At 71.2% G+C, this 12,409-nt stretch carries 9 protein-coding genes; 3 read left to right on the top strand and 6 right to left on the bottom strand.

From position 1 onward, the window contains the following. Positions 1-2: 2 nt before the first annotated feature. Complete coding sequence (locus tag I6I07_RS26045) at positions 3-1,481, top strand: efflux transporter outer membrane subunit (protein ID WP_198484302.1); 1,479 nt, start codon at positions 3-5, stop codon at positions 1,479-1,481. Positions 1,482-1,554: 73 nt separating this feature from the next. Here the strand turns inward: I6I07_RS26045 and I6I07_RS26040 are convergent, their stop codons facing one another. Together I6I07_RS26040 and I6I07_RS26035 are read right to left on the bottom strand one after the other, a co-directional pair. Then, positions 1,555-2,889, bottom strand: coding sequence for an MFS transporter (locus I6I07_RS26040; RefSeq protein WP_198484301.1), 1,335 nt, complete (start codon positions 2,887-2,889; stop codon positions 1,555-1,557). 67 nt (positions 2,890-2,956) lie between these two features. Continuing rightward, positions 2,957-4,609: a GMC family oxidoreductase gene (locus I6I07_RS26035; protein ID WP_198484300.1), complete on the bottom strand. Its 1,653-nt coding sequence runs from the start codon at positions 4,607-4,609 to the stop codon at positions 2,957-2,959. Positions 4,610-4,815: 206 nt separating this feature from the next. On the opposite strand from I6I07_RS26035, the gene I6I07_RS26030 reads away from it, so the two are divergent. Continuing rightward, a complete protein-coding gene (locus I6I07_RS26030; RefSeq protein ID WP_198484299.1) occupies positions 4,816-5,658 on the top strand; it encodes an IclR family transcriptional regulator in 843 nt (280 codons plus the stop codon). Positions 5,659-5,732: 74 nt separating this feature from the next. Here the strand turns inward: I6I07_RS26030 and I6I07_RS26025 are convergent, their stop codons facing one another. From I6I07_RS26025 to I6I07_RS26015, 3 genes are read right to left on the bottom strand one after another with little or no spacing between them, the layout of a single operon-like run. Beyond that, the gene (locus tag I6I07_RS26025; protein WP_198484298.1) at positions 5,733-6,944 is read right to left on the bottom strand and encodes an MFS transporter; all 1,212 of its coding nucleotides are present in this window, start codon (positions 6,942-6,944) and stop codon (positions 5,733-5,735) included. After that, positions 6,941-7,975, bottom strand: coding sequence for a class I SAM-dependent methyltransferase (locus I6I07_RS26020; RefSeq protein WP_198484297.1), 1,035 nt, complete (start codon positions 7,973-7,975; stop codon positions 6,941-6,943). Before I6I07_RS26020 ends, I6I07_RS26025 begins: the two co-directional genes overlap by 4 nt. A 23-nt stretch (positions 7,976-7,998) precedes the next feature. Then, positions 7,999-9,990 carry a TonB-dependent receptor gene (locus tag I6I07_RS26015; protein WP_198484296.1) on the bottom strand — a complete coding sequence of 664 codons (1,992 nt, stop codon included), beginning with the start codon at positions 9,988-9,990 and terminating at the stop codon, positions 7,999-8,001. A gap of 177 nt (positions 9,991-10,167) precedes the next feature. On the opposite strand from I6I07_RS26015, the gene I6I07_RS26010 reads away from it, so the two are divergent. After that, complete coding sequence (locus I6I07_RS26010; protein ID WP_198487677.1) at positions 10,168-11,088, top strand: helix-turn-helix transcriptional regulator; 921 nt, start codon at positions 10,168-10,170, stop codon at positions 11,086-11,088. 65 nt (positions 11,089-11,153) lie between these two features. Here I6I07_RS26010 and I6I07_RS26005 read toward each other — a convergent pair whose 3' ends face one another. Continuing rightward, a complete protein-coding gene (locus I6I07_RS26005) occupies positions 11,154-12,329 on the bottom strand; it encodes a low temperature requirement protein A (RefSeq protein WP_198484295.1) in 1,176 nt (391 codons plus the stop codon). Between the last annotated feature and the right edge of the window lie 80 nt (positions 12,330-12,409).

Genomic DNA, 12,409 nt, shown 5'->3' with positions numbered 1-12,409 from the left:
TGATGAACCTGACTTTTATCAGCTCGCGGCTCGCCGCCGCGATCCTGGCCGCCGCGCTGGCTGGTTGCTCGATGGCGCCCACCTACCAGCGGCCCGAGGCGCCCGTGCCTTCGACCTGGAACCCGTCCTCGGCGGACGGCCCGGCCTCGGCCGCCGCGACGCTGGACTGGCAGTCGTTCGTCACCGACGATGGCCTGCGCCGGCTGGTGACGCTGGCGCTGGACAACAACCGCGACCTGCGCCAGGCGCTCTTGAACATCGAGGCGGCGCGGGCCCAGTACCGGGTGCAGCGCGCCGACCGCCTGCCGGGCATCAATGCGCAGGGCAGCGGCACGCGCCAGCGGGTGCCGGGCGACCTCAACAGCAGCGGCAGCGCCGGCGTGCAGAGCAACTACCAGGCCGGCCTGGGGCTGACCTCGTTCGAGATCGACCTGTTCGGCCGGGTGCGCAGCCTGTCGGACGCCGCGTTGCAGGAATACCTGGCCACCGAGGCCACGGCCCGCGGCGCCCAGATCAGCCTGGTGGCCGAAGTGATCCAGGCCTACCTGGCGCGCGACAGCGCGCTGCGCCGGCTGCAGGTCACGCGCCAGACGCTCGAGAGCCGCGAGGCCTCGCTCGACCTGACCGCCAAGCGGCGCCAGGCCGGCTCGGCCACGGCGCTCGACTACCAGGAAGCGCTGGGCCTGGCCGAGCAGGCGCGGGCCGACCTGGAGCGCATCGACCGCGAAGCGCGCCAGGCCGGCAATGCGCTGGCGCTGCTGGTGGGCGTGGGCGACCTGGGGCCGTTCCTGCCCAAGGGCCTGGCCGAGGGGCCGATGCTGGTGCAGGAGATCGCGGCGGGCGCGCCGTCCGAACTGCTGGAAAGGCGGCCCGACATCGTGGCCGCGGAGCATCAACTGCGGTCGCGCAACGCCAGCATCGGCGCGGCGCGGGCGGCGTTCTTTCCGAGCATTTCGCTGACCGGCATGTTTGGCTCGTCCAGCGCGGAACTGTCGAACCTGTTCGACTCGGGCCAGCGCGCCTGGTCGTTCGCCCCGCAGATCACGCTGCCGATCTTCGCCGGCGGCCGCAATACCGCCAACCTGGACCTGGCCAACGCCCGCAAGGACATCGCCGTGGCGCAGTACGAAAAGACGGTGCAGTCGGCGTTCCGCGAGGTCTCGGACGCGCTCGCCGCCACCGACACGCTGCGGCGCGAGGAAGCCTCGCGGCTGGCGCTGACGCGTTCCAGCGCGCAGGCCATGCAGCTGTCGGAAGCGCGCTATCGCGGCGGTGTCGACAGCCACCTGCGTTACCTGGATGCGCAGCGCCGCGCCTATGCCGACCAGCTGTCCTACATCGAGGTGGCGACGCAGCGCCAGGCCGCATTGGCGACGCTGTTCAAGGCGCTCGGCGGCGGCTGGTTGCCGTCGGCGCCGGCGCCCGTGGCGCCTGGCGCCGACAAGGGCGCCGCGCCCGCGGGCGGACAGGCGCGCGGCTGAGCATGGCCATGATGCGCCTCGCCTGGCGGCCGGAGATCGGCCAGGGCGAGGCGGCAGGTGGCCATGGATGCCGTCAGGCCTTGCGCAGGTTCGCGCCGGTGGGCGGCGCCGCTGCCTCTGGCGCGGCGCTGCGGCCGCCGCGTCCGATCAGCCACACGCACAGCGCCGACACCACGCCCGAGAACAGCACGTACAGGCAGATCAGCCACGGCTGGCCATTGCCGGTCTTGAGCAGGGCGGTGGCGATGATCGGCGTGATGCCCGAGGCGAAGATGCCCGAGAACTGGTAGACGAACGAGATGCCGGTGTAGCGCACCTTGGCGTCGAACAGCTCGCAGAACAGCGCGGCCTCGGGGCCGTAGACGGCGGCGTAGAAGATGCCGAAGGGAATGATGATGGCCAGCCATACCAGCATCACGCTGCCCTGGCTGTTGAGCATCAGCCAGAAGCCGGGGAAGGCGGCCACCGCCGTGATCAGCGAGCCCCAGAAATACACCCGCGTGCGTCCGATGCGGTCGGACAGCCGGCCGAAGTAGGGGATGGTGAAGCACATCACCAGCGCCGCCGCCATCACCCCGGTCAATGCCTCGGTGCGCGTGATCTGCAGCGTCTGCGTCAGGTACGAGATCGAGAACACGCCGAAGACGTTGAAGAACACGCCGTCGATGTAGCGCGCGCCCATGCCCTTGGCGACGTTGCCGGGATAGCGGCGGATCATGTCCATGAACGGAATGCGGCTTTCGGCGTTGTCGCGCTTGACCGCGGCGAACTCGGGCGTTTCCTTGATGTTCAGGCGGATGTACATGCCGACCCCGACCATCGCGGCCGAGGCCAGGAAGGCCAGGCGCCAGCCCCAGGCCATGAACTGCTCGTCGGTCAGCAGCGTCGACAGCAGCGCCACCGTGCCCGAGGCCAGGCACAGGCCGATGGCCAGCCCGATCTGCGGCAGCGAGGCGTAGAAGCCCTTCTTTCCGGGCGGCGCGTATTCATAGGCCATTAGCACCGCGCCGCCCCATTCGCCGCCCAGGCCGATGCCCTGGAACACCCGCAGCAGCAACAGCAGGATTGGCGCCCAGAGGCCGATGCTGTCGTAGGTGGGCACCAGGCCGATCAGGAAGGTGGACACGCCCATGATCATCAGCGTCATCACCAGCATGCTCTTGCGGCCGATGCGGTCGCCGAAGTGGCCGAACACCAGCCCGCCCAGCGGCCGGGTGATGAAGCCCACCGCGAAGGTGGTGTAGGCCAGCATGGTCGAGACGAGCGGGTCGCCGGTGGGGAAGTACAGCTTGTTGAACACGATGCCGGCGACCACGCCGTACAGGAAAAAGTCGTACCACTCGATGGTGGCGCCGATCAGCGACGCGGCGACGACTTTGCGCACCGCGGTTTCGTTCTGCTTGGCCATGCCTGTCTCCTTTGGTGGGGCGGGCGGCACTCTGCGGTGCCGCGCCGCGTGTTGCGGTCAGTTCATGTCACGCCGCCTGTTTCAGCGTCGGTTCCGCCTGCGCGCGCGGCCGCGCCGCGTGCAGGTCCTGCAGAATGAAGTCGGTCGCGCGCTCGGCCAGCATCACCACCGGCACGTTGGTGTTGCCCGAGACCAGCGTCGGCATGATGGAGCAATCCACTACCCGCAGTCCGCTCACGCCGTGTACCCGCAGGCGTTCGTCGACCACCGCCATGGGGTCGCCGCGCGGGCCCATTTTCGCGGTGCCCGACGGATGGAAGATGGTGGCGCCGTACTCGCGGCAGAAGTGCAGGATCTCGTCGTCGCTCCGGACGTCGGGGCCGGGCCGGAATTCGCGCTTCATCAGCCCGGCCAGCGGTTCGGTAGCGGCCAGACGGCGCGCGTACTTGACCGCCGCCACCGTCATGCGGCGGTCCAGCTCGGTGGACAGGTAGTTGGGCTGCATGGCCGGAGCCTCGAACGGATCGGCGCCGCGCAACTGCACCGTGCCGCGCGAGGACGGCCGCAACTGGCACACCGAGTAGGTGCAGCCCGAGAACGGATGCACCTTGCCGCCGGCCATGTCGGCCGACAGCGTGGCGAAGTGGAACTGGGTGTCGGGCGTGGCGCTGGCCGGGTCGACCCGGCAGAACAGGCCGCCCTGGTTGATGCCCACCGCCAGCGGCCCGCCCCGGAACAGCAGCCATTGCAGCCCCATCGCGGCGCGGCCGTGCAGCGTGCGCAACTGGTCGTTGGTGGTGATTGGCTGGCGCGTCTCGTAGATCAGCCGGATCTGCAGGTGGTCCTGCAGGTTCTCGCCCACGCCCGGCAGGTCGCGCACCACGCCGATGCCGAAGCGGCGCAGCAGCGCGGCCGGCCCCACGCCCGACAGTTGCAGCAGCTGCGGCGATTGCAGCGCGCCGGCGCACAGCAGCACTTCGCGGCGGGCGCGCAGCGTGCGCACCTGGCCGTCCTGGCGATAGCGCACGCCGCAGGCGCGGCTACCCTCGAACAGCACCGCCATGGCGTGCGCGCCGGTCTCGATGCGCAGGTTGGCGCGGCCTCGCGCCGGCCGCAGGTAGGCCACCGCGGTGGAGCAGCGGCGGCCGTTGCGGGTGGTGAGCTGGTAGTAGCCCACGCCTTCCTGGTCGCCGCTGTTGAAGTCGGTCACGTGCGGCAGGCCGAGCGCGCCGGCCGCGCCGATCAGGCCCTCGACCAGCGGATGCGGCGTCTTGATCGAAGTGGCGTTCAGCGGCCCTTCGGTGCCGCGCGTGGCGCCCGGGCCAAGATCGTTGTTTTCCAGCTTGCGGAAGTAGGGCAGGCATTCGTCCCAGCTCCACCCAGGGTTGCCGGCGGCGGCCCAGTCGTCGTAGTCGCGGCGCTGGCCGCGGATGTAGATCAGGCCGTTGATGGCGCTGGAGCCGCCCAGCGTGCGGCCGCGCGGCCAGTAGATGCGGCGGTTCAGCATGTTGGGGTCGGGCTCGGTGTAGTAGCCCCAGTTCAGCACCTTGTGGAACATGGTCTTGCCGTAGCCGATGGGGATGTGGATCCACGGCGAGCGATCCGGCGGCCCCGCCTCCAGCAGGCAGACCGTGTGCTTGCCATTGGCGCTCAAGCGGTTCGCCAGCACGCAGCCGGCCGATCCGGCACCTACCACGATGTAGTCCACGGCTTCGGACATGTCTGCTTTCCTCCTTGGTCTGGCCATGCCTGCGCGCGGCGACTCCCGCGTTCGGACGGCGCGTTTACCCTGCTTGCCGCCACGCCGGGCACTTATATACTGGCCTGATGCGAGGGGGGCGCGGCGACGCGCAAAGGTTCCGTATCTGTGGCGATTCTAGGAAGCGGCCACGGGAAAGAAAGCGCGGCAAGCGCGGGAACGGGGAAATGGCACAGAACATGGATCTTCGGTTTCAAAATCGCAGTGCAGCATCGTCGCGGACCGATGCCGAGGCCGGCGAACCGCAGGACGCCGCGCGTTCGCTGCGCGCGCTGCTGGTGCTGGACTACCTGGCGCGCGCCCAGCATCCGCCCACGCTGGCGCAACTGGCGCAGCGCCTGGACATGCCCAAGTCCACCCTGATGCGCCTCTTGGCGTCGATGCAGCGCGCCGGCTTCGTCGCCGCCACGCCCACCGAGAACGGCTACGTGCCGGGGCCGCAGGCCACCGCGCTGGCGCTGTCGACGCTGCGCGCCTCGGCCTTCACCCGCGCCTGCCGCGCGGTGCTGGCGCAACTGGTCGGCAAGCTGGGCGAAACCTGCAATCTCACCGCGCCCGATGGCGACCAGGTGATCTACATGGAGCGGGTCGAAACCGCCGAGCCGCTGCGGCTCTTCTTCGCGGTCGGCAGCCACGTGCCGATGCACTGCACCGCGAGCGGCAAGCTGTTCCTGGCGTCGATGAACCGGCTCGAACGCGGCCGCGTGCTGGCGCGCCTGCCGCTCACGCGCAACACGCCGCGCACGCTGACCGACCCGGCGCGGCTGGAGGATGAACTGGAACGCCTGGCCACGCGCGGCATCGGCATCGACAACGAAGAATTCGTGCGTGGCATGAGCGCGGTGGCGGTGCCGGTGCGCGACGCGCAGGACCGCGTGGTGGCGGCGGTGGCGTGCCACGCGCCGACCGCGCGGCTGATGCTCGATGACCTGTTGCGTGCGGTGCCGGTCTTGCAGAGCGCGGCGCAGTCGATGAGCGCGGTGCTGGCCGAGCACCGGCCGGGCGGCTGAGCAGCAACCGCGCGGTTGACAGCGATCCAGGCGGCTGGGACAGCCCGTACGTTTGCGGCAGGCGGCCGGCGCCGCTACCCGCGCAGCGCCCGGCCCTGGCGCCAGGCCAGCGCCAGCACGCCGGTGGCGCCGATTGCGAGGGCCGCTAGCATCGCGCCGGCGCCCGCGATGTCGAGCAGCACGCCCGCCGCCAGCGGCGCGGCGATGCGCGTGAGCGCGAAGACGCTGGACTGGATGCCGTAGTCCAGCGCCTGCAGGCCCGGCCGCGCGTGCGACATCATCAGCCCGAACACCAGCGCCGCCGTGGCGCCCATGGATGCGGCCACCGCCATGGCGCAGGCCACCAGCGCGGCGGGCGCGGCGTCCAGGCCGACCGCCAGGGCCAGCGCCGCCAGGGCGGCGGCGCCCAGGCCCGCGTGCAGCGGTACCGCCAGGCCCGGCCCCAAGTGTTTGAGCAGGCGCGCGCCTGCAATGCTGCCCAGGGCGCCGACCGTGCCGCCAACCACCCCCACCAGCCACGCCACGCGCTCGGGCGCCAGGCCGTGGTCCAGCAGCAGCGGCTTCAGGTAGAACCAGCCGGCGCCGATGAAGGGGAACAGCAGGGCCAGCAGCGGCAGCCAGCGGCGGCTGGCGGGCAGGCGCAGGTAGGCGATGGCCTGGCGCGTGGCGATGGCGCCGTCGTCCGCGCGCTTGGCCTCCACGGTGTCCGCGGTCTCCCGCAGCAGTAGCGTCAGCGCGGCACCCAATGCCAGCGCGGCGGCCATGATCAGGAACGGCGCCTGCCAGCCCCAGCGCGCCTGCGCCAGCAGCATCAGGCCGCCGCCGACGATGGCGCCCAGGCACAGCGCCATCGAGCGGATGCCGCCGGCCCAGGCGCGGCTGGCCGCCGGCAGCACGCGGATCGCCAGCGCATTGACGGGCACATCGGCCCAGGTGCCGGCCAGGGCGGCGGCCGCCGCCAGCGCGAACAGCAGGGCGCCATCATTCAACAGGTCGCGCCAGCCCAGCGCCAGCAGCACGGCGGCGTAGGCCAGCAACAGCGCCACCGTCCAGCGCCGATAGCCGCCACGGCCCGCGCCGCGCCGGTCCAGCGGCATCGCCAGCAGAAACTTGAACACCGTCGGCAGGCTGGCCAACTGGAACAGGCCGATGGCGGTGCCCGACCAGCCGTGCTGGCGCAGCACCAGCGGCAGGCCCAGCCACAGATAGACGCCGGGCGCGGTCAGCGCCAGGTTGAGCCAGCCGAACAGGGCCTGGGCCAGGCCGTGGCGCAGCGCGGGCCTCATGGCGCGGGCCGCCGCGCCGACAGCACATGCAGCGGCGCCAGCGGAAAGCGGTCGGAATCGAAGCCGCGCACGTCGGCGAAGCCGGCGCCGCGCAGCGCGTCGGCCAATTCCCCGCGGCGCGTTACGCGCCGGCCCAGCAACAGCATCGGCAGGTAATAGCGCAGCACGCGCGCGGCGGCGTCGGCGTCGTCGGGGACCTCGGCGTGCGCCATCACCAGCAGCCCGCCCGGCGCCAGCGCATCGTGCATCTTGCGCAGCGCGGCGGCGGCGTCGGGCACGAAATGCAGCACCGACGAGCACCAGATCAGGTCGTAGCCCGCGCCGATGTCGGCCGTGGCCAGGTCGCCGCCCACGGCCGCCATGCGGTCCGCCAGCCCGGCGGCGGCGATGTTCTCGCGCGCCACGGCGGCGGTCTCGGGCCAGTCGAACACCACGCCGCTGGCGTCGGGGCGATCCTGCACCAGCGCGATGCCGATCAGGCCCGGGCCGCCGCCCAGGTCCAGGATGCGTCGCGCCGCCTCGGCGCCGGGCACGCAGGCGACCGCCTCGCGCGCGGCGGCCACGGCCAGCACGCGCTGTTCCTGGCCGATCTGCACCCGCGCCGCCTGGGCCCAGCCGCTGGCCTCGGACCCGGCGCCCGGCGGGGCGGCGAGCGCGGCGGCGGGATCCTGGCGCAGCCGTTGCGGCAATTGCTCGCCGGATTGCGCCAGCGAGCGGCGCCGGTAACGCCAGGCGTCGCCGCAGTAACCGGGCCGGCCCGCCACGAAATGGGCGCGCGCCGTGGCGCCGCAGCGGTACAGCGCGGGTTCGCCGGCGATGCGATGCAACAGGCGCAGGCCCCACAGCAGGTCCAGCAGATGCTCGACGGCGGCGGGGCGCAGCGCCAGCGCCTGGGCGACCTGCGCCGCGCTGGCCGGCGCCACCAGGTGCGCGAACAGGTCCAGTTCCAGCGCGGCGTCCAGCGCCGCGGTTTCGACCGGCGCGGCGGCCAAGTCCCAGTAGCGTTGCAGGGGCAGGGGAGAAGTCGGCATGTGAGGGTTCCTTGGTAAGCGGTTCAAAGGCGCCAGGTCAGGCGCAGGCCCAGTTCGCGCGGCGGGCTGTAGACGGTGACGATGCCGTTCTGGTAGCCCACCGCGTCGTAGCGGCGGTTGGCCAGGTTGTTGACGTAGGCCGAGATTTCGACCTGCCGCACCGTGACGCCGGCCGCCAGGTTGACCAGCGCGTAGCCGTTGCGGCGGTAGCGGTTGGCGGCGTCCAGGTAGACCGGGCCGGTGCCGCTGAGCGAGGCCTGGGCGTACCAGCCGGCGGGCGCGTCGTAGCGCGCGGTCAGGTGGCCGTTGACGCGTGGGGCGAACGGGTTCTGGTTGCCGCCGTAGTCGTTGGCGCCATCGCGGAAACGGCTGAAGCGGGTGCGGTTCAACCCCAGCCCGGCCTGCAGCGACCAGCCCTGGCCCAGCAGGTATTCGAGTTCGAATTCGGCCCCGATCGAGCGCGCCGACGCGGCGTTGGTCACGTACACCAGCCCCGGCAGCGGCATCTGCTGCACCTGCATGTTGTCGACCGTCATCAGGTACAACGCGCCGGCGTAGCGCAGGCGGTTGCCGGGCAGCCAGCCCTTGGCGCCGATCTCGTACGAGCGCAGGGTTTCCGGCTGGTAGGCGGCATAGTCGGCGGCCGGCGAGAACACGTTGTAGCCGCCGGCGCGGAAGCCGTCGGCCACCGAAGCATAGACCTGCTGGCGCGGCGCGAAGGCGTATTGCAGCGCCAGCTTGGGCGTGACGCGGGTCCAGTCGGCGCGGCGCGCGCTGTCGCCGCGGGGGGTGAAACGCAGCGCGTCGCGTTCGACCCGGGCGCCGGCTTCCAGCGTCCAGCGTTCGGCCAGCGGCACGGTCCAGTGGGTGAAGGCGGCGCTGGACTGGCCGCGCAGCTGCACCACGCTTTCGGTCAGGCCGCGCGGCATCTTCTGGGTGTTGCGCAGGTCGTGGTCGTCGCTGTCGGCATACAGTCCCGCCAGCCACTGCGCGCGGCCCAGCGTGCCTTCCAGCCGCAGCTCCTGCGACAGGGTGCGGAAGTGGTGGTCGCGGGCGATGTGCAGCAGGTCGGCGGGCTGGAAGTCGGTGTCCTGCTGCACTCGGTCGCGCAGGTCGTTCCAGGCGGTGACCGAGGTCAGGCGCAGGCCGCCGTCCAGTTCGTGCCGCAGCGACAGCGACGCGCTGCGGCCGATGGAGCGGTTCCAGCTGGGCGTGCCGGAGGCCACCGTGGCGCGGGGGGCCGTGGGCGAACCCCACAATGCGGCGCCGTCCTGGTAATTGATTTGCGCATAGCGCAGCGTGGCGTCGGTGCGCGCCGACGGCGTCCAGCGCAGCGCCAGCTTGCCGTTGCGCAGCTCGCGGTCGTCCTCGCGCCGGCCGGTGTAGGTGTTGTCGATGAAGCCGTGCTGGCTGCGCCAGGCGCCGGCCACGCTGGCGTAGAGGGTGTCATCGACGATCGGCCCGCTCAGGTCGAAGCGCAGCATGCGCAGGTCGCGGCTGCCCACGGTGGTGGAGACGCTGCCGCGCACGGTATCGCCGGGCGGGCGGGTGTAGACGTTGATGACGCCGGCCTCGGCATTGCGGCCGTACAGGGTCGACTGCGGGCCGCGCAGGACCTCGACGCGGTCGATATCCAGCAACTGGTCGTCAAAGCCCTGCGCCATCAGCGTGGGCACGCCGTCGACCACCAGCAGGGTCGAGGTCGAGAACGAAAAGAAGTTGGCCGACAGGCCGCGCATCACGGCCGCGTTGACGCCTGCCTGGCCGAACGGCTGGAACGTCAGGCCGGGGGTGATGCGCTGCAGTCCGTCGATGTCGAGGACGCCCTGGCTTTCCAGGCTGTCGCCGTCGAACACCGACAGGCTGCCGGGCAGGGATTCGAGCGCGCGTTCCTGCTTGTCGGCGGTGACGGTGATGGCGGGCAGCTGCGCGGCGGTCTGCGCCAACGCGGCGGGCGTGGCGCACAGCCACAGCAGGGCCCAGGCGGCGCGGGGGTGGGGAAGAGGGCGGATCATCGGGATTCCTGTGCATGCAGTCACGGCGGTCCAACGTGCGGCGCCGTCCCGAAGATGGTATTTCTTTATGCGAACGCCTATCATTAGCATTCATATGCGAACCGGATCCATTCGTATGCGATCCGGCGCATGCCTTCTTTCACCCCGGCGCCACTCGCGCCGCCGACCATCGACGCCATGTCCCTGCGCATCTCCGCCACGCTCGCCCGGCCCGGCCCAGGCCCCCGTCCCGGCTGGTCGCGGCTGGCCCTGCCCGCCGACCTGGGCGACTGCCACGCCGACCGCCTGGACCTGGGCGACGGCCTGGCGCTGGTGCATTCGCAGTACACGCCCGCCCGCGACCTGATCGAAGAGAACGCCGCCGGGCAGGGCGGGCGCACATTGGTCATCACGCTGGCCCTGGGCGGGGTGTCAGCCTATCGCGGCGCGGACGGCGCCGAGCTGGATTTCCGCGGCGGCCACACCACGGTGACGGCATTCCGCCGCCACCTGGGCGAGCGCCGCTACCTCGGCGGCGCCACCGTCTCGCAATTGCGCCTGCTGGTGGGCGAGCCGGCGCTGCGCCGCTACGCCGGCGAGGCCCAGGCCGAGGCGCTGTTCGGCGCCGGCGGCCTGCAGCGTCTGGCGCAGGGCCGCACCAGCGCCGACCTGGCCGCCGTTGCGGCCGAGCTGGCGCGGACCGACGATCCGCTGGACACGCACATCAAGGCGCTGACGCTGTTGTCGCGCCAGTTGCGCGCGCTGGCGCCGACACCGGCGCCGGGCCGGCTCAGCCAGGCCGACATCGCGCGGCTGGAGCGGGCCCATGCGCTGATGCGCGAACAGATGGACCGGGAGCTGACGCTGCAGTACCTGTGCCTGGCGACCGGGCTGAACGAATTCAAGCTCAAGCAGGGCTTTCGCGCGCTATACGGCGACAGCCCCATGCGGCTGCTGACCGGCATGCGCATGCGACGCGCCTGGGAATTGCTGGAAGGCGGCTGCCAGGTGGCGCAGGCGGCCTATCAGGTGGGCTATCGCCATCCGGCCAACTTCAGCGCGGCCTTCACCCGTTTCCACGGCCGCGCGCCCAAATCGGTGTTCGGCAAGCGGCGTTGACGCGGCGGGCAACGATGTCGTTGCCCTTCGTGTGTTGCCCTTCGTGCGTTGGCCTGGCGCGTGCCCTAGTGCGCCGCCCGTGCCCGCCGCCGCGACACGCTTTCCCACCCGGCCACCAGCATCATGATCAGCGTCGTCAGTCCGCCCACCATCAGGTTGTCGGTCACGAACGCGATCGGCGCCAGCGCCGCCAGCAGCGCCAGCCCGATCACGTGCGACAGCGGAAAGCGGCCGTACACCACCGTCTTGTAGATGCCGTTGCCCAGCAGGTACAGCGCCGGGCCGCCGAGCAGCGCCGCCGCGGCCGCCGTGACGATGCGGCCGTCCGGGTGCAGGATCACCAGTTCATTGGCCACCGCCGAGACGATCACGCCGGCGATCAGGATCACGTGCACGTAGTGAAAGTAGGCCCCGACCCGGCCTGGATCGGCGTGGTGGGCGATGGCCTCGCTGCCGTCCTTGCTGCTGGTGTCGAAGTACACCCACCACATCGCCGCCGTGCCCAGGAACGCGGCCAGCAGGGCGATCAGGGTGGGGATGTCCCAGTGCGGGTGTTCGCCCAGCGTGGCGCCGGTGATCAGCAGCGTCTCGCCCAGCGCGACGATCACGAACAACTGGCAGCGTTCGGCCAGGTGGCCGCCTTCGATGGTCCATTCGCGGGTGGTGGAGCGGCCCAGGCCCGGCAGCCAGAAGCCGGCCATGGGCGACATGTACTCGCAGGCCACCGCCAGGATCCACAACACCAGCCGCGTATCGCCCGAGGACAGGCCGCCGGCGATCCACAGCACCGCTGAAATGCACAGCCAGCCCAGCATGCGGCGGAAGTTCGGCGCCAGCGGATGCGACGGCCCCAGGTGCAGCACCACGAACAGCGTGCGGCCCACCTGGATCAATACATAGCAGATGGCGAAGATCAGCCCGTTTTCGCCAAAAGCGCCGGGCAGCAAGGCGGCCGCGACCAGCCCCACCAGCATCACGCCGAACAGCATCAGCCGCATCGGCAGCGCGTCGGGGTCGAACCAGTTGGTGACCCAGCAGGTGTATTGCCAGCCCAGCCACACCGCGAACCACAGCACCAGGGTGTGCAGCGCGCCCATCAGCGTCAGGTCGTGCAGCAGGCTGTGCGACAGCTGCGTGACGGCGAAGACGTAAACCAGGTCGAAGAACAGCTCGACAAACGTGACGCGGGCTTCGTGGCCGTCGCGGTGGCGCAGCAGATTGGCGCTGGCGAGGAATGTCATGGCGGGCGCTTCCTGTCCGGTGGAGGGGCGCCGCCAGATTACTCCCGGCCGCGCGCGCCGACCGTAAATAATTCAAAAGA

The sequence above is a fragment of the Achromobacter deleyi genome, assembly GCF_016127315.1.
GTDB classification, from domain to species: domain Bacteria; phylum Pseudomonadota; class Gammaproteobacteria; order Burkholderiales; family Burkholderiaceae_B; genus Achromobacter; species Achromobacter insuavis_A.
This window is presented reverse-complemented; position numbering and strand designations above follow the sequence as displayed.